13 protein-coding genes are annotated in these 21828 nt (G+C 72.0%); 2 read left to right on the plus strand and 11 right to left on the minus strand.

Annotated features, from left to right (window positions below):
- Window positions 1-23: 23 nt before the first annotated feature.
- A complete protein-coding gene (locus ACZ37P_RS00860; RefSeq protein WP_467344195.1) occupies window positions 24-1853 on the plus strand; it encodes a bifunctional metallophosphatase/5'-nucleotidase in 1830 nt (609 codons plus the stop codon).
- Here the strand turns inward: ACZ37P_RS00860 and ACZ37P_RS00865 are convergent.
- The 3 genes from ACZ37P_RS00865 to pepN all read right to left on the minus strand — a co-directional run bounded on the left by ACZ37P_RS00865 (window position 1822) and on the right by pepN (window position 8224).
- Entirely contained in the window at window positions 1822-3366 is a 1545-nt protein-coding gene (locus ACZ37P_RS00865; RefSeq protein WP_401313412.1) for a lysine N(6)-hydroxylase/L-ornithine N(5)-oxygenase family protein, read from the minus strand. The genes ACZ37P_RS00860 and ACZ37P_RS00865 overlap by 32 nt on opposite strands.
- Window positions 3363-4904: a pyridoxal phosphate-dependent decarboxylase family protein gene (locus ACZ37P_RS00870; RefSeq protein ID WP_467344198.1), complete on the minus strand. Its 1542-nt coding sequence runs from the start codon at window positions 4902-4904 to the stop codon at window positions 3363-3365. The genes ACZ37P_RS00865 and ACZ37P_RS00870 overlap by 4 nt, the downstream gene beginning before the upstream one ends.
- Window positions 4905-5707: 803 nt before the next feature.
- On the minus strand, window positions 5708-8224 hold the full coding sequence (gene pepN / locus ACZ37P_RS00875; protein WP_467344199.1) for an aminopeptidase N: 2517 nt from the start codon (window positions 8222-8224) through the stop codon (window positions 5708-5710).
- 139 nt (window positions 8225-8363) lie between these two features.
- Between pepN and ACZ37P_RS00880 the strand changes: the two genes are divergently transcribed.
- Window positions 8364-9293, plus strand: a complete 930-nt coding sequence (locus ACZ37P_RS00880) for a hypothetical protein (protein ID WP_355333984.1) — start codon at window positions 8364-8366, stop codon at window positions 9291-9293.
- Between the two features lie 187 nt (window positions 9294-9480).
- On the opposite strand, the gene ACZ37P_RS00885 is transcribed toward ACZ37P_RS00880, so the two are convergent.
- The 8 genes from ACZ37P_RS00885 to trpM form a co-directional block, all read right to left on the minus strand.
- Window positions 9481-10944 (minus strand): glutamate synthase subunit beta, encoded by a 1464-nt coding sequence (locus ACZ37P_RS00885; RefSeq protein ID WP_355333986.1) that lies wholly within the window; start codon window positions 10942-10944, stop codon window positions 9481-9483.
- Complete coding sequence (gene gltB, locus ACZ37P_RS00890; protein ID WP_467344200.1) at window positions 10937-15502, minus strand: glutamate synthase large subunit; 4566 nt, start codon at window positions 15500-15502, stop codon at window positions 10937-10939. The genes ACZ37P_RS00885 and gltB overlap by 8 nt, the downstream gene beginning before the upstream one ends.
- A 420-nt stretch (window positions 15503-15922) precedes the next feature.
- Window positions 15923-16654: a VIT1/CCC1 transporter family protein gene (locus ACZ37P_RS00895; protein ID WP_355333991.1), complete on the minus strand. Its 732-nt coding sequence runs from the start codon at window positions 16652-16654 to the stop codon at window positions 15923-15925.
- A 176-nt stretch (window positions 16655-16830) separates the two neighbouring features.
- On the minus strand, window positions 16831-17796 hold the full coding sequence (gene lgt, locus ACZ37P_RS00900) for a prolipoprotein diacylglyceryl transferase (RefSeq protein ID WP_467344201.1): 966 nt from the start codon (window positions 17794-17796) through the stop codon (window positions 16831-16833).
- Window positions 17797-17951: 155 nt separating this feature from the next.
- The gene (locus ACZ37P_RS00905) at window positions 17952-18761 is read right to left on the minus strand and encodes a DsbA family protein (RefSeq protein WP_355333997.1); all 810 of its coding nucleotides are present in this window, start codon (window positions 18759-18761) and stop codon (window positions 17952-17954) included.
- 128 nt (window positions 18762-18889) lie between these two features.
- A complete protein-coding gene (trpA, locus tag ACZ37P_RS00910) occupies window positions 18890-19711 on the minus strand; it encodes a tryptophan synthase subunit alpha (RefSeq protein WP_355334000.1) in 822 nt (273 codons plus the stop codon).
- Complete coding sequence (gene trpB / locus ACZ37P_RS00915) at window positions 19708-20979, minus strand: tryptophan synthase subunit beta (RefSeq protein WP_355334003.1); 1272 nt, start codon at window positions 20977-20979, stop codon at window positions 19708-19710. Before trpB ends, trpA begins: the two co-directional genes overlap by 4 nt.
- A 91-nt stretch (window positions 20980-21070) precedes the next feature.
- The gene (gene trpM / locus ACZ37P_RS00920; protein ID WP_391044025.1) at window positions 21071-21214 is read right to left on the minus strand and encodes a tryptophan biosynthesis modulator TrpM; all 144 of its coding nucleotides are present in this window, start codon (window positions 21212-21214) and stop codon (window positions 21071-21073) included.
- Window positions 21215-21828 lie beyond the last annotated feature (614 nt).

Below are 21828 nucleotides of genomic sequence, written 5' to 3' on the forward strand. Positions count from 1 at the left end.
AGACGGGAACGAGGAGACGACAGATGGCGCTCAACCGCAGGGACTTCATCAACCGCTCGGCCGCCACGGGGGCGGGCGTGGCGCTCGCGGGCACCGCCGGGGCGGTCGTGGGGGCGAGCCCCGCGGAGGCCGCCGACCGGCACCACGGACACGGCCACGGGAAGCCCAAGACGTTCAGCCTGCGGGTGCTGGGCACCACCGACCTGCACGGACACGCCCTGAACTGGGACTACTTCACGAACGCCGAGTACGACGACGCGACCCACAACGACATCGGCCTCGCCAAGGTCTCCACCCTCGTCGCGCACGCCCGCGCCGAGAAGGGCCACGACCGCACGCTGCTGATCGACGCGGGCGACATCATCCAGGGCACGCAGCTCTCGTACTACTACGCGCGGGTCGAGCCGATCACCGGCGCGCGCCGCGGCCCCAAGCACCCGATGGCGCTGGCCATGAACCACATGAAGTACGACGCGGCGGCGCTGGGCAACCACGAGTTCAACTACGGCATCCCGCTGCTGCGCGCCTTCCAGGACCAGTGCGACTTCCCGCTGCTCGCCGCCAACGCGGTGGACGCCAAGACCCTCAAGCCCGCCTTCCCGCCCTACCTGGTCAAGGAGATCCGCGTCCAGGGCGGCCCCCCGGTCAAGGTCGGCATCCTCGGCCTGACCAACCCCGGCATCGCCATCTGGGACAAGGCCAACGTGCAGGGCAAGATGGCCTTCCCCGGCCTGGTCGAGCAGGCGAAGATCTACGTGCCCAAGCTCCGCGCCCTCGGCTGCGACGTGGTGATCTGCACCGACCACTCCGGCCTGGACGGCAGCACCTCCTACGGCGACGCGATCCCGTACCCGGAGAACGCCTCCTCGCTGGTGGCCCGGCAGGTGCCCGGCATCGACGCGATCCTGGTCGGCCACACCCACGTCGAGCGCCCGCAGACGCTGGTCGTCAACGAGAAGACCGGCAAGACCGTCGTGCTGTCCGAGCCCCTGATGTGGGGCATGCGGCTGAGCGTCTTCGACATCGACCTGGAGTTCAGCCGCGGCCGGTGGGAGGTCACCTCCGTCAAGGCCGAGGTGCGCAACGCCAACACCGTCGCCGAGGACCCGGTCGTCGCCAAGCTGGTGCGCGACGAGCACAACAAGGTCGTCGCGTACGTCAACCAGATCATCGGCACCTGCACCGCGACGATGTCCGCGGCCGAGTCCACGTACAAGGACACGCCGATCATCGACTTCCTCAACCTGGTGCAGGCCGACACGGTGAAGGCGGCGCTCGCCGGTACCGCGTACGCCGACCTGCCGGTGCTCTCCGAGGCGTCGCCGTTCTCCCGCACCGCCGCGATCCCGGCGGGGCAGGTCTCGCTGCGCGACGTGGCAGGGCTGTACGTCTACGAGAACACCCTGGACGCCAAGCTGCTCACCGGCGCCCAGGTCAAGGACTACCTGGAGTGGTCGGCGGCGTACTACGCGCAGACCGCGCCGGACGCGCCCGTCGACGTCACCAAGATCACCAACGCCAACAACACCCCCGACTACAGCTACGACATCCTCAGCGGCGTGTCGTACGACATCGACATCGCGCAGCCGGTCGGCTCCCGGATCGTCAACCTCACGCACGGCGGCGCGCCGGTCGACCCGGCCGCGCGGTTCGTGCTCGCGGTCAACAACTACCGCTCCGGCGGCGGCAGCAACTACCCGCACGTGGCCACCGCCCAGTCGGTGTGGTCCAACTCGGACGAGATCCGCAACACGATCATCGCCTGGGTGCAGGCGCACGGCACGATCGACCCGACGACGTTCGGCGGCGACGAGTGGCGCCTCACCCGCGCCGGAGTGCCGCTGTTCGCGTAGGGACGTCGCTGGCGGCGGCGCCGTCGAGACCGAAGGTGGTGAAGGCCGTCCTGGCCGGCAGCGGGTAGTGCTCCGCGCCGGTCAGGAGGCCGGTCAGGTCGTTGAGGATGACCGCGGAGCGCCAGGCCGCCAGGCCCAGGTCGGGCGCGCCGATCCCGTGGCTGTGCCGCTCCGCGTTCTGCACGTAGATCCGGCCGGTGACCGCCCGGTCCAGCTCCAGCCGGTGCCGCGCGTCGATCCGCGGCCGGTTGGCGGAGTCCCGCTTCAGGTACGGGTCGAGCGGCGCGAGCAACTGGTCGAGCGGGCGCTCCCGGTAGCCGGTCGCCAGCACCACCGCGTCGGTCATCAGCCGGGTACGGGTGCCCTGTTCGACGTGTTCCAGGTGCAGTTCGATGCTCTGGGTGCCGATCCGGCCCGCGGTCCGCACGGTGACGCCGGGCGTCAGCACCGCGTCCGGCCAGCCGCCGTCGAGCGTACGGCGGTACAGCTCGTCGTGGATCGCGGTGATCGTGGCGTCGTCGATGCCCTTGTGCAACTGCCACTGCCGCGGCACCAGTCGGTCGCGCACCGGCTCCGGCAGACCGTGGAAGTACCGCGTGTAGTCCGGGGTGAAGTGTTCGAGGCCCAGCTTGCTGTACTCCATCGGCGCGAAGGCGGGCGTGCGCGCCAGCCACGTCAGCCGCTCCCGGCCGGCGGGACGCGCCCGCAGCAGGTCGAGGAAGATCTCGGCGCCGGACTGTCCGGAGCCGACGACGGTGATGTGCTCGGCGTCCAGCAGCCGTTCACGCTGCTTGACGTAGTCCGCGGAGTGCACGACGGGTACGGTCGGCGCCTGCGCGAGCGGGCGCAGGGGCTCCGGTACGTAAGGGGCCGTGCCGATCCCCACCACCAGGTGCCGGGCGTACGTGCGGCCCAGCGCCTCGGCCTCGCCGTGCTCGTCCAGGTGCGTGTGGTCGACCTCGAAGTGGCCGCGCTCCGCGTTCCAGCGCACGGCGTCGACCTGCTGCCCGAAGTGCGTACTGGGCAGCCCCTCGGCGGCCCACCGGCAGTAGGCGTCGTATTCGGCGCGGTGCACATGGAAGCGCTCGGCGAAGTAGAAGGGGAACAGCCGCTCGCGGGTCTTGAGCCAGCTCAGGAAGGACCAGCGGCTCGCGGGGTCCGCGAGGGTCACCAGGTCGGCCAGGAAGGGGACTTGGAGGGTGGCGCCGTCGATCAGCAGACCGGGGTGCCACTGGAAGGAGGACCGCTGGTCGTAGAAGGCGGCGGTGAGGTCGGGCACGCCGTCGGCGAGGGCGGCGAGCGAGAGGTTGAACGGGCCGATGCCGATGCCGAGCAGGTCGAAGGGGGGCGGCTGCGATTCGGCGGGGGGCGCGGCGGGGGCCGGGGCGCGGTCGGGTCCTTGCGCCTGTGCGGGAACCGTCGTCGGGTGGGGGACCGGCGCGGGGGCCGGGGCGCCGGCTGGTCGCGCCGTTCCGGGGGCCTCGTGCGAGGCGTCGTCGTGCGAGGGCGTCATCGGGGGGTGGTGCCTTCCGTGGTCAGGGGAGGTGTCGGGTGCGGCAAGCGGGCCTCGGGTGCCGGTGGCTCGGCGGACTCGGCGGGCGCAGCGGGCTCCGTGGGCGCAGCGGGCTCCGTGGGCGCAGCGGGCTCCGTGGGCGCAGTGGGCTCCGTGGGCTCCGTGGGCTCGGCGGCCAGGGCGACGAGCGCGTCGAGGTCCGCCGCGGTGAGGTACGGGTTCAGCAGCGTCGCCTTGAGCCACAGCCGCCCGCCGACGTGGGCGCGGCCCAGCACCGCCCGGCCGTCGTACAGCAGGCGGCGGCGCAGCGCGGCGATCGCCTCGTCGGTGGCGCCGCGCGGCCGGAACAGCACGGTGCTGATGGCGGGGTGCGCGTACAGCGTCAGGTCCGGGTGGCGTTCGATCCGCTCCGCCAGCTCACGGGCCGACGCGCAGACGGCGTCGACCAGCTGCCCCATCCCCTCGCGGCCGAGCGCCCGCAGGGTGACGGCGATCTTCAGGACGTCGGGGCGGCGGCTGGTGCGCAGTGAACGGCCCAGCAGGTCGGGCAGCCCGGCCTCGGTGTCGTCGGCCGCGTTCAGATAGTCGGCGCGGTGGTCGAGCGGGCGCAGCGCGGCGGCGTCGGGTACGACCAGCAGGCCCGCGGCGACCGGCTGCCAGCCGAGCTTGTGCAGGTCGACGGTGACCGAGACGGCCTGGTCGAGGCCCGCGAGCTTGGCCGCTTCGCGGTCGCTGAACAGCAACGGGCCGCCGTACGCGGCGTCCACGTGCAACTCGGCGTCGTGCCGGGCGGCGGCGGCTGCCAGCGCGGGCAGCGCGTCGATCGCACCGGTGTCCGTGGTGCCCGCGGTCGCGACCAGCAGCACGTGCGGCGCGAGGCCGCGCAGGACGGACTCCACGGCCGCCGGGTCCAGTACGCCGCCGGGTGTGGCGAGCACCACCGGGCGGGGCAGGCCGAGCAGCCAGGTCGCGCGGGCCACGCTGTGGTGCGCGTTCGACCCGCACACCACCTGCACCGGGCGGCGGCCCGCACGCGCCGCACGCTCCCTGGCCAGCAGCAGCGCGAGCTGGTTCGACTCCGTGCCGCCGGTCGTGACCAGCGCGTCGGGAGCGTCGTGGCCGGGGTACACCAGGGCCGCCAGTGCCGCCGTGACGCGGGCCTCCAACGCCGTGGCGGCGGGGGCCTGGTCCCAGGAGTCCATGGACGGGTTCAGTACGGACGCGGCGAAGTCGGCCGCCGCGGCCATGGCCAGGGGCGGGCAGTGCAGATGCGCGACGCAGCCCGGTTCCGCCGGGTCGGCGGCGCCCTCCGCGACGGCGCGCACCAGTGTGCGCAGGGCTTCTTCCGCTCCGGTGCCGGTGCGGGGCAGCGGCGGGCCCGTCCGGGCCAGCCGCGCCGCCACCGCGGCGGGGCCGCCGCTGGGCAGGGGGCCGCCGCGGGTCGCCGCGCCTTCCGCGAGGGCCGCGCGGGCCGTTTCGAGCAACGGCCCGAGTTCTGCGGGTCCTTGGCGGCCCCCGGCCAGTTGTGGCTTCGCCATGAGTCGTTGCCGCCTGTCGTCGCCGGTACCTCTCCGTACTCAACGACGCCGAACGCCAACGGGTATCGCCCCCCGTACCTTCGCCCTGCGCAGGCCCCTGTTTCCAGCCGCGCCCCCGTGCGCCCACCTCGCGCAGGACGCTGCTCTTGGGGGGCGCCCCCCCGCGTCCACCTTGCGCAGGACGGTGCTCTCAGGGGCGCCCCCCCGCGTCCACCTTGCGTAGGGCCTGCTTTTAGGGGCGCGGGGAACTGCGCGACCAGCCCCCACCGGGCTTTCAGCCCGAAAACAACCGCAACTGCCCCGCTGGGGCCGGTTTTCACCCGCGCCACCGCGCAAGCTGAGCGCGCAGTTCCTCCCCCAGCTAACGCTGGGAGGTGCCCCCAGCGCCCCTAAAAGACCGGCTCACCGCCCCAGGCAAAGCAACCGTCCTGGCGCGCGAGGCCGCGCAGTTCCCCGCGCCCCTAAAAGACCGGCGTGCCGCCTAGCGCAAGGGAACCGCCCTGGGGCGCGAGGCCGCGCAGTTCCCCGCGCCCCTAAAAGACCGGCGTGCCGCCTAGCGCAAGGGAACCGTCCTGGGGCGCGAGGCCGCGCAGTTCCCCGCGCCCCTGGAAAGATCGGCCCACCGCCCCAGGCAAAGCGACCGTCCTGGGGCGCGAGGCCGCGCAGTTCCCCGCGCCCCTGGAAAGACCGGCGTGCCGCCTAGTGCAAGGGAACCGTCCTGGGGCGCGAGGTCGCGCGGGTCCCGCGCCCCTGGAGAGATCGGCCCACCGGGCCCGGTGAAGGAGCCGTCTCGGGGGGCTGGGCTACCAGGTGGACCTGATGCGCGCGGCACGCGAGAGGTCGTCGAGGCGGTCGGTGAGGGCACGGCGGAGAGCGGGGATGAGGGTCGGGTCGGAGAGAGCGGTGCGGCCGAGTTCGAGGGCGGATTCGGTGACGACCTCCGAGGGGAAGCCATAGCGGCTGATGGCCTCGGCGATGGCCGCACCCCGACGGCCGGTGACGGCGATGGCGTCGGGGTAGAAGCGCGGGACGAACGGGCTGAGCAGGGCGTCCTGTTCGGGGTGCCAGAAGCCCTGGGCGGTGGCCGCGAAGAGGTAGTTGGACAGGGTGTCGTCGTGGAACATCGACGCCCAGGCGGCCTCCTTTGCCGCCTCGTCCGGCAGGGCGGCCCGGCAGCGGGCGGCGCCCTCACGGCCGGTGCCGCTGGGGTCGCGGGCCAGCTCGGCGTCGATGTCGGCGGCGGTGGCGTGCCCGAGGACGGCGAGCCGCAGCAGCGCCTTCCAGCGCAGCTCGGCGTCGAGGTCCGCGGCGCCGGGAATCTTGCCGTCGTCGTACCACTCGCGCAGTACGGCCGCCTCGCCCGCGGTGACGGCGCTGTCGATGAGGGTGCGGGTGGCGGTGAGCCGGACCCCGGGGCCGCCGTCGGCGAGCAGCGCCCGGCTGGTGGCGGCGAGCTTGCCGAGGGCGTCGGGGCGCAGCGCCGGGTCGAGGTAGCGGTCGGCGACCTGCGTACGCGCGAACGTGAGGACCGCCTCGACCAGCGCCGGGTCGGTCTCGGCGGGCAACTGCCGTGCGACCAGGGCCAGATAGTCGCGCGGGGCGATCTTCGCGTCGCGTACGAGATCGCGGGCCGCGCACCAGGTGACGGCCCGGCTGAGCGGTTCGGGCAGCCCGCTGAGCGTCTCCTCCAGCGTCTCCCAGGTGTGTTCGTCGAAGCGGACCTTGGCGAAGGAGAGGTCGCCGTCGTTGAGCAGCACCACATCGGGCCGGGTGCCGGGCAGTTCGTGCGCGCTGACGGCGGCGTTCGCGTCGATGTCGACGGTGAGCCGGTCGCGCGGCACGAGCCGCGCGGGGTCGTCGGCGGCCCGGTCGTACAGGCCGACGGCGATCCGGTGCGGGCGGTCTCCGCTGTGGCTGATCTCCAGCCGCCAGCCGCTGTCGGAGGTGGCCACGGTGGCGGGCGTGAGCGTGTCGACGCCGCTGGTGCGCAGCCAGGCGGCGGCCCAGCCGGGCACGTCGCGTTCGGTGGCGCCGGCCAGCGAGTCGATGAAGTCGGCGAGGTTGGCGTTGCCGAAGCGGTGCCGGGCGAAGTGCTCGTTGATCCCGGCGAGGAAGTCCTCCTGGCCGAGCCAGGCGACGAGTTGGCGCAGCGCGGAGGCGCCCTTGGCGTACGAGATGCCGTCGAAGTTGTTGAGCGCGGAGGCGGTGTCGGGCACGGCCTCGGGGTCGGGGGCCACTGGGTGGGTGGAGGGCCGCTGGTCGGCGTCGGTGCCCCACGCCTTGCGGGCGACGGCGAAGTCGGTCCAGGTGCCGGTGAAGTCGGTGGCCTCGGACAGGACTTGGAAGCCCATGTACTCGGCGAAGGACTCGTTCAGCCAGATGTCGTCCCACCAGCGCAGCGTCACCAGGTCGCCGAACCACATGTGCGCCATCTCGTGCGCGATGACGACGGCCCGGAACTGCGCCTCGGTGGGCGTGAAGGCCGAGCGGAAGACGAACTCGTCGCGGAAGGTGACCAGTCCGGGGTTCTCCATCGCGCCCGCGTTGAACTCGGGGACGAACGCCTGGTCGTAGGAGTCGAAGGGGTACGGCTCCGCGAACAGCTCGTGGTAGCGGTCGAAGCAGCGGCGGGTGATGTCGAACAGCTCGTCGGCGTCCCGGTCCAGGTGCGGGGCGAGCGAGCGGCGGCAGTGCAGGCCGAAGGGCAGCCCGGCGTGCTCGGTGCGTACCGAGTGCCAGGGTCCCGCGGCGACGGCGAGCAGATACGTGGAGATCGGCGGGGTCGCGGCCATCGCCCAGCGCCCGTCGCCCGCAGGCGTCTGGCCGGTACGGGTGGTGAGCGCGTTGCCGAGGACCGTCCACTGCGGCGGCGCGGTCACCGTGACCTCGAACACGGCCTTGAGGTCCGGCTGGTCGAAGGCGGCGGCGACGCGCTGCACGTCCTCCATGAAGAGCTGGGTGTAGACGTACGTCTCCCCGTCGGCGGGGTCGGTGAAGCGGTGCATGCCCTCGCCGGTGTGCGAGTACCGCATGTCGGCCTCGACCCGCAGTTCGTGGTCCCCGGCGGCGAGGCCGAGCAGCGGGAGGCGGTTGTCGTCCAGCGTGGCCGGGTCGAGTTCCGTGCCGTCGAGCACGACGCGGCGCAGTGCGGCGGGCTTGAGTTCCGCGAAGGTGTCGCAGGCGCGGTCGGCGGTGAAGGTGATCACCGAGGTCGAGCCGAAGACGTCCTCCCCTCGGGTGAGATCGAGGTCGATCGCGTAGTGGCGGACGGTCAGATCGCTGGCGCGGGTCTCGGCCTCGGCGCGGGTCAGAGCAGGCATGTCGCACATGCTGCCGCACGTCGGCGGCTCCGTCACCTGGTACCCCCGCGAGGCCGCCGCCGCGGGACGCCGAGGCCGCCGATGGCGGCGACAACGGCGCGGGCCGACGCGTAGGCTCGGTGGGTACGGGGAGGTGTTCATGGCCGAGCAGGCTGGACCCAGCGCGTCGTCGACGGCCGGTGGCGGGGCCATCGTGCACGGTTTCCCGCACATCGACACGGTGCGGTCCGCGCTCACCGCGCTCTACCGGCGGCTGTCGGGCGACGGGGTGGCCAGGTTCGCCACCAGCGTCCATCCCGAACTGGTGGACTTCCCCGCGGACGAGGACCTGTATCTGGGCGCGCAGCGGGTGGCCCGCGTCATGGTGCAGCACTTCCGGCTGCCGGACGCGCGGATGGTCGTGAGCTTCCGCGACATGGTGCACGCGGGCAATGTGGAGCTGGCCGCGGGGCCCGAGTACTTCATCGAGCTGCACTCGCGGTTCAGGACCGACCGGCGCGATGTCGGGGCGGCGCTCGCCCACGAGGTCATGCACGTCTACCTGCACCGGCTCGGTCTGGAGTTCCCCGGCACCCGGGACAACGAGATTCTGACCGACACCGCCACCGCGTATCTGGGCGCGGGCTGGCTGCTGCTGGACGCGTACCGTGAGGAGGCCGCGATCCGCGGCGAGCGGCTGATGATGTCGGCGTACAAGCTCGGCTATCTCACGCCGGAGGAGTTCGGCTACGTGCTGGCCAAGCGCGCGGCGGCCTTCGGCGACGACATCGAGCCGTGGTTCCGCAGCGCTCAGGCCCGCGACGCCTATCGCGCGGGGCTGGCCCGCGCCCAGCAGGACGTGCGCCGCGCTCCCCTGGCCGCGTCGGGCTGGGCGGCCCGCCGCCGGTACGCCAAGGACCGCCGCGCGCTGGCCTCCGGCCCGGACTACACGTTCGAGGCCGCGCCCTCCGGCACGGTACGGGTCTCCTTCCCGTGCCCCACCTGCTTCCAGCGCATCCGCGTCCCCTGCCGGGGGCGTCTGCGCGCCCGGTGCGCCCTGTGCAAGACGGAGCTGGACGTCGACACGTGACCCTGCCGGGGGCGCGCTGTTCGCACGGCGGGTTCGTGCCCCAAAGAACGCGGCACCGCCCCGCCGCGAGGGGAAAAGCACAACGCCCGCCTCCTTGGTCGGGGAGTGGCGGGCGCTGCGGTGTTGCGCGCTCCGCACGCCATTGTGCGGAGCGGGGTGGGACAGTCGGGACCGTCCGGACGCGACGTCAGACCATGAGGGGCCGGTCGGTCGGGCGGATGGGGGCGTGCAGGGCCGAGGCCAGGCCGGTGAGGTAGGAGTCGACGGCCTTCGCGGCGGAGCGGCCCTCGGCGATGGCCCAGACGATGAGCGACTGGCCGCGCCCGGCGTCACCGGCGACGAAGACACCGTCGACGTTGGTCGCGTACGAGGCGTCGCGCGCGATGTTGCCGCGGGCGTCCAGCGCGAGACCGAGCTGGTCGACCAGGCCGTTGGACTGGTCGGTGCCGGTGAAGCCCATCGCGAGGGTGACCAGCTCGGCGGGGATGACCCGCTCGGTGCCCTCCTGCGGGACGAACTTCCCGTCCTGGAAGGCCACCTCGACCAGGTGCAGCGCCTTGACGTTGCCGTTCTCGTCGCCCTCGAACTTCATGGTGTTGACGGCGTAGACCCGCTCGCCGCCCTCCTCGTGCGCCGAGGTCACCTTGTAGACGGCGGGCATCGTCGGCCACGGCTGGCCCGCGGGCCGGTCGTCGGACGGCCGCGGCATGATCTCGAGCTGGGTGACCGAGGCCGCGCCCTGCCGGTGGGCGGTGCCGACGCAGTCCGCGCCGGTGTCGCCGCCGCCGATGACGACGACGTGCTTGCCCTGCGCGGTGATCGGCGGGGAGACGAAGTCGCCCTCCTGCACCTTGTTGGCCAGCGGGAGGTACTCCATCGCGAAGTGGATGCCGCCCAGCTCACGGCCGGGTGCGGGCAGGTCGCGGGAGACGGTCGCGCCGGCCGCGATGACCACCGCGTCGTACCGCTTGGCGAGCTTGGCCGCGTCGAGGTCGACGCCGATCTGCACTCCGGTGCGGAATTTGGTGCCCTCGGCGCGCATCTGCTCGATGCGCCGGTTGATGTGCCGCTTCTCCATCTTGAACTCGGGGATGCCGTAGCGCAGCAGTCCGCCGATCCGGTCGGCGCGCTCGTAGACCGCGACGGTGTGCCCGGCGCGGGTGAGCTGCTGGGCGGCGGCCAGGCCCGCGGGGCCCGAGCCGATCACGGCGACGGTCTTGCCGGACAGCCGGTCCGGCGGCTGCGGGGTGACGTCGCCGTTGTCCCACGCCTTGTCGATGATGGTGACTTCGACGTTCTTGATGGTGACGGCGGGCTGGTTGATGCCCAGCACGCAGGCCGACTCGCACGGCGCGGGGCACAGCCGCCCGGTGAACTCCGGGAAGTTGTTGGTGGCGTGCAGCCGCTCGCTGGCCTCGGTCCAGTCCTCGCGGTAGGCGTAGTCGTTCCACTCGGGGATCAGATTCCCCAGCGGACAGCCGTTGTGACAGAACGGGATGCCGCAGTCCATGCAGCGTCCGGCCTGCTTGCTGATGATCGGCAGCAGGCCGCCGGGGACGTAGACCTCTTTCCAGTCCTGCCGGCGCTCCTCGACCGGGCGGGTCGGAGCGGTCTCACGCGGGGTGGTGAGGAAGCCCTTGGGGTCAGCCATTTGCCGCCTCCATCATCTTCGCGGTGGTCTCGGACTCGGAGAGTCCGGCCTGCTCGGCGGCGTTCTTGGCGGCGAGCACTGCCTTGTAGTCCCTCGGCATGACCTTGCCGAAGCGGGTGAGGGCGCCGCCCCAGTCGGCGAGCAGCCGCTCGGCGACGGTGGAGCCGGTCTCCTCGAAGTGGCGGCGCACGACATCGTGCAGCCACGTGATGTCGCCCGCGTCCAGCGACTCGACGCCGACCATCCCGAAGTTGACGGCGCCGGGGTCGAGGTCGAGGACGTAGGCGATGCCGCCGGACATACCGGCCGCGAAGTTGCGCCCGGTGGCGCCGAGGACGACGGCCCGGCCGCCGGTCATGTACTCGCAGCCGTGGTCGCCGACGCCTTCGGAGACGACGGTCGCGCCGGAGTTGCGGACGCAGAACCGCTCGCCGGTACGGCCGCGCAGGAACAGCTCGCCGCTGGTCGCGCCGTACGCGATGGTGTTGCCCGCGATGGTGGAGTACTCGGCGAGGTGGTCGGCGCCGCGGTCGGGGCGGACGATGACCCGGCCGCCGGACAGGCCCTTGCCGACGTAGTCGTTGGCGTCGCCTTCGAGCCGCAGGGTGACGCCCCGGGGCAGGAACGCCCCGAAGGACTGGCCGGCGGAGCCGGTGAAGGTGACGTCGATGGTGTCGTCGGGCAGGCCCGCGCCGCCGTACTTCTTGGTCACCTCGTGGCCGAGCATGGTGCCGACCGTGCGGTTGACGTTGCGGATCGGCACCTGCGCGCGGACCGGGGCGCCGGACTCCAGCGCCTCGGCGGCGAGCCGGATCAGCTCGTTGTCCAGGGCGCGGTCCAGGCCGTGGTCCTGCTCGACGGTACGGTGCAGCACCGCGCCCTCGGGCAGCTCCGGCACGTACAGCAGCGGGGCGAGGTCGAGGCCCTGCGCCTTCCAGTGCTCCACGGCGTGGTCGGCGTCGATCAGCTCGGCGTGGCCGACGGCTTCCTCGATGGAGCGGAAGCCCAGCTCGGCGAGGATCTCGCGGACCTCCTCCGCGATGAACTCGAAGAAGTTCACGACGAATTCGGGCTTGCCGGTGAAGCGGTCGCGCAGCACCGGGTTCTGGGTGGCGACGCCGACCGGACAGGTGTCGAGGTGGCAGACGCGCATCATGACGCAGCCGGAGACCACCAGCGGCGCGGTCGCGAAGCCGAACTCCTCGGCCCCGAGCAGCGCGGCGATGACGACGTCCCGGCCGGTCTTGAGCTGGCCGTCGGTCTGCACGACGATACGGTCCCGCAAGCCGTTGAGCAGCAGCGTCTGCTGGGTCTCGGCCAGGCCCAGCTCCCAGGGGCCGCCCGCGTGCTTGAGCGAGGTGAGCGGCGAGGCGCCCGTACCGCCGTCGTGTCCCGAGATCAGGACGACGTCCGCGTGGGCCTTGGACACACCGGCCGCGACGGTGCCGACGCCGACCTCGGAGACCAGCTTGACGTGAACGCGCGCCTTGGGGTTGGCGTTCTTCAGGTCGTGGATGAGCTGGGCGAGGTCCTCGATGGAGTAGATGTCGTGGTGCGGCGGCGGCGAGATCAGGCCGACGCCCGCGGTGGAGTGCCGGGTGCCGGCGATCCACGGGTAGACCTTGTGGCCGGGGAGCTGACCGCCCTCGCCGGGCTTGGCGCCCTGGGCCATCTTGATCTGGATGTCGTCGGCGTTGACCAGGTACTCCGACGTCACGCCGAAGCGGCCGGAGGCGACCTGCTTGATGGCGCTGCGCCGGGCCGGGTCGTACAGCCGGTCGGCGTCCTCGCCGCCCTCACCGGTGTTGGACTTGCCGCCGAGCTGGTTCATGGCGATGGCCAGCGTCTCGTGCGCCTCGCGCGAGATCGAGCCGTACGACATGGCGCCGGTGGAGAAGCGCTTGACGATCTCGGAGACCGGCTCGACCTCGTCGATCGGGACGGGGCCGCGGTCGTTCTTCAGCCCGAACAGGCCGCGCAGCGTCATCAGCCGCTCGGACTGCTCGTTCACCCGCTGCGTGTACTGCTTGAAGATGTCGTAGCGCCGGGTGCGGGTGGCGTGCTGGAGCCGGAAGACGGTGTCGGGGTCGAACAGGTGCGGTTCGCCCTCGCGTCGCCACTGGTACTCGCCGCCGATGTCGAGCCTGCGGTGCGCGGCGGCGATGCCGGACAGCGGGTACGCCTTGGCGTGCCGGGCGGCGACCTCCTGCGCGACGACGTCGATGCCCGCGCCGCCGATCTTGGTGTCGGTGCCGTGGAAGTAGCTGTCGACGAAGTCGGACTCCAGGCCGACCGCCTCGAAGACCTGCGCGCCGCGGTAGGAGGCGACGGTGGAGATGCCCATCTTGGACATGACCTTCAGCACGCCCTTGCCGAGCGCCTTGATCAGGTTCTTCAGCGCGGTCTCGACCTCGACGCCGGGCAGGAAGGTGCCCGCCCTGACCAGGTCCTCGACGGACTCCATGGCCAGGTAGGGGTTGACGGCCGCGGCGCCGTAGCCGATGAGCAGCGCCACGTGGTGCACCTCGCGCACGTCGCCCGCCTCGACGAGGAGGCCGACCTGGGTGCGCTGCTTGGTGCGGATCAGGTGGTGGTGCACGGCGGAGGTGAGCAGCAGCGACGGGATCGGCGCGTGCTCGGCGTCGGAGTGCCGGTCGGAGAGCACGATCAGGCGGGCGCCGTCCTCTATGGCGGCGTCGGCCTCGGCGCAGATCTCGGCGAGCCGGGCGGCCAGTGCCTGGCCGCCGCCGGTGACCCGGTAGAGGCCGGACAGGGTGGCGCCCTTGAGCCCGGGCAGGTCGCCGTCGGCGTTGACGTGGATGAGCTTGGCCAGCTCGTCGTTGTCGATCACCGGGAACGGCAGGGTGATGTTGCGACAGGAGGCCGGGCTGGGCTCCAGCAGGTTGCCCGACGGGCCGATGGTGGAGATCAGCGAGGTGACCAGTTCCTCGCGGATGGCGTCCAGCGGCGGGTTGGTGACCTGCGCGAAGAGCTGGGTGAAGTAGTCGAAGAGCAGCCGGGGGCGCTCGGAGAGCGCCGCGATCGGCGAGTCGGTGCCCATCGAGCCGAGCGGTTCGCCGCCGGTCCTGGCCATCGGCGCGAGGATGATCCGCAGCTCTTCCTCGGTGTAGCCGAAGGTCTGCTGGCGGCGGGTGACCGAGGCGTGGGTGTGCACGATGTGCTCGCGCTCGGGCAGGTCGGAGAGGTTGATCAGCCCGGCTTCCAGCCAGTCGGCGTACGGGTTCTCCGCGGCGATGCCCGCCTTGATCTCGTCGTCCTCGACGATCCGGTGCTGGACGGTGTCGACCAGGAACATCCGGCCGGGCTGGAGGCGGCCCTTGCGGGTCACCTTCTCCGGGGCGATGTCCAGGACGCCGGACTCGGAGGCGAGCACGACCAGGCCGTCGTCGGTGACCCAGTAGCGGCCGGGGCGCAGGCCGTTGCGGTCCAGGACCGCGCCGACGACGGAGCCGTCGGTGAAGGTGACGCAGGCCGGGCCGTCCCAGGGCTCCATCAGCGTGGAGTGGTACTGGTAGAAGGCGTGCCGCGCCGGGTCCATCGACTCGTGGTTCTCCCACGCCTCGGGGATCATCATCAGCACGCTGTGCGGCAGCGACCGGCCGCCGAGGTGCAGCAGTTCCAGCACCTCGTCGAAGGACGCGGTGTCGGAGGCGCCGGGCGTACAGATCGGGAAGATCCGCTCCAGGTCGCCGCCCTCGCCGCCGCCCGCCGGGCCGAAGAGGTCGCTGGCGAGCTGCGACTCGCGGGCCCGCATCCAGTTCCTGTTGCCCTTGACGGTGTTGATCTCACCGTTGTGCGCGACGAATCGGTACGGGTGGGCGAGCGGCCAGCTCGGGAAGGTGTTGGTGGAGAAGCGCGAGTGGACCAGCGCGATGGCGGTGGCGAACCGCGGGTCGGACAGGTCGGGGAAGAACGGTTCGAGCTGCCCCGTGGTCAGCATGCCCTTGTACACGATCGTGCGGGCGGACAGCGACGGGAAGTACACGTCGGCCTCGCGCTCGGCCCGCTTGCGCAGGACGAAGGCGGGCCGGTCGAGGTCGATGCCGGAGGCGGCACCGGCGCTGTCGGCGACGAAGAGCTGCGAGAAGTACGGCATCGTCGAGCGGGAGGTGGTGCCCAGCAGCTCGGGGGCGACCGGGACCTCGCGCCAGCCGAGTACGGTCAGGCCCTCTTCCGCGGCGATCCGCTCGATGGCGTCGACGGCCTTGGCGCGGTCCTCGGTCTCGACCGGGAGGAAGGCGAGGCCGACCGCGTAGTGGCCCTGGTCGGGCAGCGCGAAGCCGGCGGCCTCGCGCAGGAAGGCGTCCGGGATCTGGAGGAGGATGCCCGCGCCGTCACCCGAGTCGGGCTCGGCGCCGGTGGCACCACGATGCTCCAGATTGCGCAGAACGGTCAGCGCCTGCTCCACGAGCCCATGGCTCGCCTCGCCGGTGAGGGTGGCCACGAAACCGACGCCACAGGCGTCGTGCTCGTTGCGGGGGTCGTACATCCCCTGCGGGGCGGGGCGCCCGTCCATGAACGCGGAACGCGAACGCATGGCTCTCCCGTCGTCGTCTTTGGCTTGTATGCATTGCCTGTTCCCAGGCATGCGCAACAGGGACGACGTTGGCCCTCTGCGATTTCGTGCAGGTTACATGATGGACGAGTGTTCGAGAAGCGGATACTCAGTTCCAGCATGTGGACATGATGAGGGGTGGAGCGAACAGATCAGGCCAGCGCCGTGTCGGAGGTTTTCCGGCCGGGTCCAGCGCGCCACCGGGCCGCTTTCTGCCGGTGCGCCACCGGGTAATGCCCCGTGCGACGGCTACTGAAACGACGGGGAAACATGAGGCTTGTGGCCGCTGGTTTCCTGTGGGTTTCCCGAGTCCGGTGGAGCGGGCGCACGGCACATCGCCGATCACCCGATCGGACCAGTGGGCCGACCGCACCGGTCGGCCGTTCAGACCGTTCGGAGTGGTCAGCCGACCGCTGTGCCGATAAGCGCGCCCAATACGAAGGTAACCCCGCCGGCCGCCGCGCCCAACAGCAGCTGCCGAACCCCGCTGTACCACCAGGAACGCGCGGTCACCCGGGCCACGGCCGCACCACAGCCGAACAGTCCGGCCAGCGCGAGGACGGCCGCGGGCCACAGCGAGTCGCCGCCGAGCAGATACGGCAGTACGGGCAGCAGGGCGCCCAGCGCGAAGGCGACGAAGGAGGAGGCCGCCGCGACCAGCGGCGACGGCAGGTCGGTCGGGTCCACGCCCAGTTCCTCACGGGCGTGTATCTCCAGCGCCCGCTCCGGGTCGACGGAGAGCTGCCTGGCCACCTCGCGGGCGAGCTTCGGCTCCACACCGCGCGAGACGTACAGCTCGGCCAGCTCCCGCAGCTCCGCCTCCGGGTGGCGGCGCAGCTCGATCCGCTCGATCTCCAGCTCGGCCTCGACCAGCTCCCGCTGGGAGGCCACCGACGTGTACTCCCCCGCCGCCATCGAGAAGGCGCCCGCCGCCAGGCCCGCGAGCCCGGTCACCACGATGGTGCGCGACGAGACGTCGCCGCCCGCCACTCCCGTCATCAGCGCCAGATTCGACACCAGGCCGTCCATCGCCCCGAACACCGCCGGGCGCAGCCAGCCGCCGCTCACGTCACGGTGCGAGTGGTGCGGTACGTGATACGGCGCCGCCGTCGTCTCCTCGACAGCCGTTGACATCCGTCCCCACCCCTCCCCAGGCAGCCTCCCGCGAGGCCGCACGACCACGAATCCATTCGACCGTACGCTCGAATGCGACGCGCCGCCAGCAAGGAAAGCCTGCCCTGACCTGCCCTTTCTCCTCCTGGAGAAGGTGCGCCGCCACTGCGCGTGACGGGCTTCTCAGGGGCGCGAGATCAGAGCGCCTCGGAGGCTCGCTTCGGGTCGACGGAACCGACGGAAGCCTCGTCCTCGACGGAGGAGGAGTCGACCGCGTCGTCCGCGTCCGCTTCCGGGTCGGACGACGGCGGCGAGGCGTCGTCGGGGCCTTCGCCGGAGGCGAGAGGCTCGATGTTCTCCTCGCGGCCGGGCCGCTTGCGGCCGACGACGACGAGGTAGACGACGGCGCCGATGAAGACGACGATCGCGGTCCAGTCGTTGAGCCGCATGCCGAGGATCTGGTGGGCGTAGTCCACGCGCATGTGCTCGATCCAGGCGCGGCCCACCGTGTACGCGGCGACGTAGAGGGCGAAGGCCCGCCCGTGGCCGAGCTTGAAGCGGCGGTCGGCCCAGATGACCAGCAGGGCGACGCCGACGCACCACAGGGACTCGTACAGGAACGTCGGGTGGTACGTGGCGATGTCCGGCGTGCTCTCCGGCCGGTGCGCGGGGTCGATCTTCAGGCCCCAGGGCAGCGTGGTCGGGCCGCCGTACAGCTCCTGGTTGAACCAGTTGCCCCAGCGGCCGATCGCCTGGGCGAAGGCGATGCCCGGCGCGATGGCGTCGGCGTAGACCGGCAGCGCGATCCCCCGGCGGCGGCAGGCGATCCAGGCGCCGAGCGCGCCGAAGGCGATGGCGCCCCAGATCCCCAGGCCGCCCTGCCAGATCTTGAAGGCGTCGACCCAGTCCTTGCCACTGGTGAAGTACAGCTCGTAATCGGTGATCACGTGGTACAGCCGGCCGCCGACCAGACCGAAGGGCACCGCCCACACGGCGATGTCCGCGACCGTGCCCGCCCGGCCGCCGCGGGCGATCCAGCGCTTGCCGCCGAGCCATACGGCTACGAAGACACCGATGATGATGCAGAACGCGTAGCCGCGCAGCGGAATGGGTCCGAGGTGGACGACTCCGTGCGACGGGCTGGGAATGAATGCGAGTTCCATGGCAATGACCGACGCTACCTTGCCGGGCGGGAAGTGCGGCAACCCGCCCGGCTACGTATGGATAACGGCCGGGACTCCTCCGGCCCCTCCGGGGGAATCCCCGCGGACGCCGAAAGGCCCGGAATCAAGCCTCGGCAGGCCCCTCAGCGGGCCTGTCAGGAGGCCGGAGCGGTGGTCACCGCACCCGCCTTTTTGCCCTTGTTCGCGTCGGTGACCATCTGCTTCAGCGAGTCGGGCGTGAGATTGCTGCCGCTCCCGTAGACGCTCTTGCCGTTGAGCAGGATCGTCGGCGTCGAGTTGAAGCCGGACTTCCCGAAGGCGCTGTTCGACGCCTTCACCCAGCTGTTGTGGGTGCCGCCGTTGACGCACGCGGTGAAGGTCGGCGTCTTCAGACCGCTGACCTTGCCCGCCAGGTCGAGCAGGTGGTTCTTGTCGGAGAAGGTGTCGCTCTGCTCCTCCGGCTGATTGTCGTACAGCACATCGTGGTAGGCGCGGAATTTGCCCGCGTCCTGGGCGCAGGCGGCGGCATTGGCGGCGTTCAGCGAGCCGGAGCCGCCGAGATTGCCGTCGATGAGCGTCACCAGGTGGTATTCGGTGCGGATCTGCCCGCTGTCCTCAAGGCTGTGGATGGTCGGGGTGAACGCCTTCTCGAAGGCGTCGCACGCCGGGCAGCGGAAGTCCTCGTAGATCGTCAGCACCGAGGGCGCGTCGGCGGCGCCGACGGGGATGACGAGATTGTCCTTGCCGATGGCGCCCTTGGGCGCGGCGGCCGGGGTGGAGCCGCCGCCGCTGTCCTTGTGGTCGGCGACCACCACCCCGATCACGGCGGCGATGGCCAGCACGGCGACCACCGCGCCCGCGACCACCATGGTGCGCCTGCGTCGGGCGCTGGCCTTCTCTTTCTCACGCTGTTCGTACAGGGCCTCGCGGGCGCTGCGCTTTCCGTCTCGGTTCTTCTGGCTCACATCCCTGACCAACGGTGCGGGAGGGCACTTCAGCGCCTTCCCGCACCGCGATTCGCCCCATCGTGTTACGCCGGGGCCGGTCGTACGGGGCGCGGCCGGTTCCTTTCGTACGGTCGCGGCCGGTGCCGTCAGCCGCGCTTGCGGACGCCCGCGGCCAGTTCCGCCGCCAGTTCCCGTACGGCCGTGAGGGCCGCGGGCAGGTCGCCGTCCGCGTCGAGGATGCGCTTGACGAAGGCCGAGCCGACGATCACACCGTCGGCGAAGGCCGCGACCTCGGCGGCCTGCACCGCGTTCGACACGCCCAGGCCCACGCAGACCGGCAGGTCCGTGGTGGCGCGGGTGCGGCGCACGAGGTCGGACGCCTGCTCGCCGACGCTCTCCCGCGTGCCGGTGACACCCATCAGGGAGGCCGCGTAGACGAAGCCGCTGCCCGCCGCGGTGATCTTCGCCAGCCGCTCGTCACGGCTGGAAGGGGCGACGACGAAGACGGTGGCCAGGCCCTGCTGCTCGGCCGCCTTCCGCCATCCCTCGGACTCCTCGACCGGCAGGTCGGGCAGGATGCAGCCCGCGCCGCCCGCCTCGGCCAGCTCGGTCGCGAACCGCTCGGCGCCGTAGCGGTCCACCGGGTTCCAGTACGTCATGACCAGCACCGGCTTGCCGGTGGCCTGGTGCGCCTCGCGTACGGTGCGCAGCACGTCGGCGATCCGCACGTGGTTCTTGTTGAGCGCGATGTCGTCGGCGGTCTGGATGACCGGCCCGTCCAGCACCGGGTCGCTGTGCGGCAGCCCGACCTCGACGATGTCCGCGCCGCCCTCGAAGGCGGCCTTCACGGCCTCGATCCCGCCGTCCACGGTCGGGAAACCGGCGGGCAGATACGCCACGAGCGCGGCCCGCCCCTCGGCCTTGGCGTCGGCCAGCGCCCGGTCCAACAGCTCTACGTTCCCGCTCACTTGACCGCCACCTCGTTGTCCTCATCGACCTCGGCGGTCGCGTCGTACAGCCCGAAGTAGCGGGCCGCCGTGTCCATGTCCTTGTCGCCGCGGCCGGAGAGGTTCACCAGCACCAGGCCCTCGGGGCCCAGCTCGCGGCCAATCTCCAGGGCCCCGGCCAGGGCGTGCGCGCTCTCGATGGCGGGGATGATGCCCTCGGTACGGGACAGCAGCCGCAGGGCCTGCATCGCCTCGTCGTCGGTGACCGCGCGGTATTCGGCGCGGCCGATGTCCTTGAGGTACGAGTGCTCGGGGCCGACGCCGGGGTAGTCCAGACCCGCCGAGATCGAGTACGGCTCGGTGATCTGGCCCTCGTCGTCCTGGAGGACGTAGGAGCGCGAGCCGTGCAGGATGCCCGGCTCGCCCTCGGTGAGGGTGGCCGCGTGCTCCCCGGTGGCCACGCCGTGGCCCGCGGGCTCGCAGCCGACCAGCCGGACCCCGGTGTCGGGCAGGAAGGCGTGGAAGAGGCCCATGGCGTTGGAGCCGCCGCCGACGCAGGCGACGGCGGCGTCGGGCAGCCGGCCGGTGCGCTCCAGGAGCTGGCGGCGCGCCTCGACGCCGATCACCCGGTGGAAGTCGCGGACCAGCGCGGGGAAGGGGTGCGGTCCCGCGACCGTGCCGAACAGGTAGTGCGTGCGGTCCACGTTGGCGACCCAGTCGCGGAACGCCTCGTTGATGGCGTCCTTCAGCGTCCGGCTGCCGGAGGTCACCGAGACCACCTCGGCGCCGAGCATCCGCATCCGCGCGACGTTGAGCGCCTGGCGCTGGGTGTCGATCTCGCCCATGTAGATCGTGCAGTCGAGGCCGAACAGCGCGCAGGCGGTCGCGGTGGCGACGCCGTGCTGGCCCGCGCCGGTCTCCGCGATCACGCGGGTCTTGCCCATCCGCTTGGTCAGCAGCGTCTGGCCCAGCACGTTGTTGATCTTGTGCGAGCCGGTGTGGTTCAGGTCCTCCCGCTTGAGGAAGACCCGTGCCCCGCCCGCCTGCTCGGCGAACCGGGGGACCTCCGTGAGGGCGCTCGGGCGGCCCGCGTAGTTGGCCATCAGGTCGTTCAGCTCGGCCGCGAAGGCGGGGTCGGTCTTCGCCTTCTCGTACTCGACGGCCACCTCGTCCACGGCGGCGACCAGCGCCTCCGGGATGAACTTGCCGCCGAACGCGCCGAAGTAGCCCGCGGGGGTGGGGACGGATCCGTCCGGATCCGGATGGAAGAAGTCGTGCGTTTCTGACATGGGGTATCCCTGGCTGTGCGCCGTCAGGCGCGGGTGAAAGGGGGGACGCGTACGCGTGTCCGTGTCGTGCGTACGCGGCTGTGCTCGCGGCTCAGCCGCGGCGCCATCGCCTGCCGTTCACCTGGCCGGGCTCGCACCCGATCACATACCGCACCCGGCGCCCCAGCACCTTGCGCGCCGGCGCGCGGCAGCCGCGGGGGCGGCAACCGGGGGCGAGACGCGCGGCGAGGGACATGCGCCCGAGTCTAGCCCTCCGGGCAGGTCCCCCCACTCCATGCCCGGCCCCCGCGCGCGTTCAGCCAACACAGCGCCTCGCCTTGAGGACCCCGGTACCGCGCAGGGCCTCGCTTTGAGGGGCGCGAGGAACTGCGCGCCCAGCCCCCACCGGCCGGTGGTCCGGACACCACCGAACCGCCCCACCGGGGCGGGCGGTGACCTGCGGGAGCATCGCGGCGGGCCGCGCAGTTCCCCGCACCCCTCAAAAGACCGGCTCACCGCCCGGACGAAAGACGGCCCGCCCCGCCAGGGGCGCGAGGAACTGCGCGAGCAACCCACCACCGGCCGGTGGCCCGGACACCACCGAACTGCCCCACCGGGGCCGGTGGTGACCAGCGAGAGCATCGCGGCGGGCCGCGCAGTTCCCCGCGCCCCTCAAAAGACCGGCTCACCGCCCGAACGAAAGACGGCCGCCCCGTCAGGGGCGCGAGGAACTGCGCGAGCAACCCCCAGCGGCCGGTGGTCCGGACACCACCGAACTGCCCCACCGGGGCCGGTGGTGACCTGCGAGAGCGTCGCGGCGGGCCGCGCAGTTCCCCGCGCCCCTCAAAAGACCGGCCCACCGCCCGGACG

Source organism: Streptomyces sp. NPDC024632 (genome assembly GCF_055559175.1).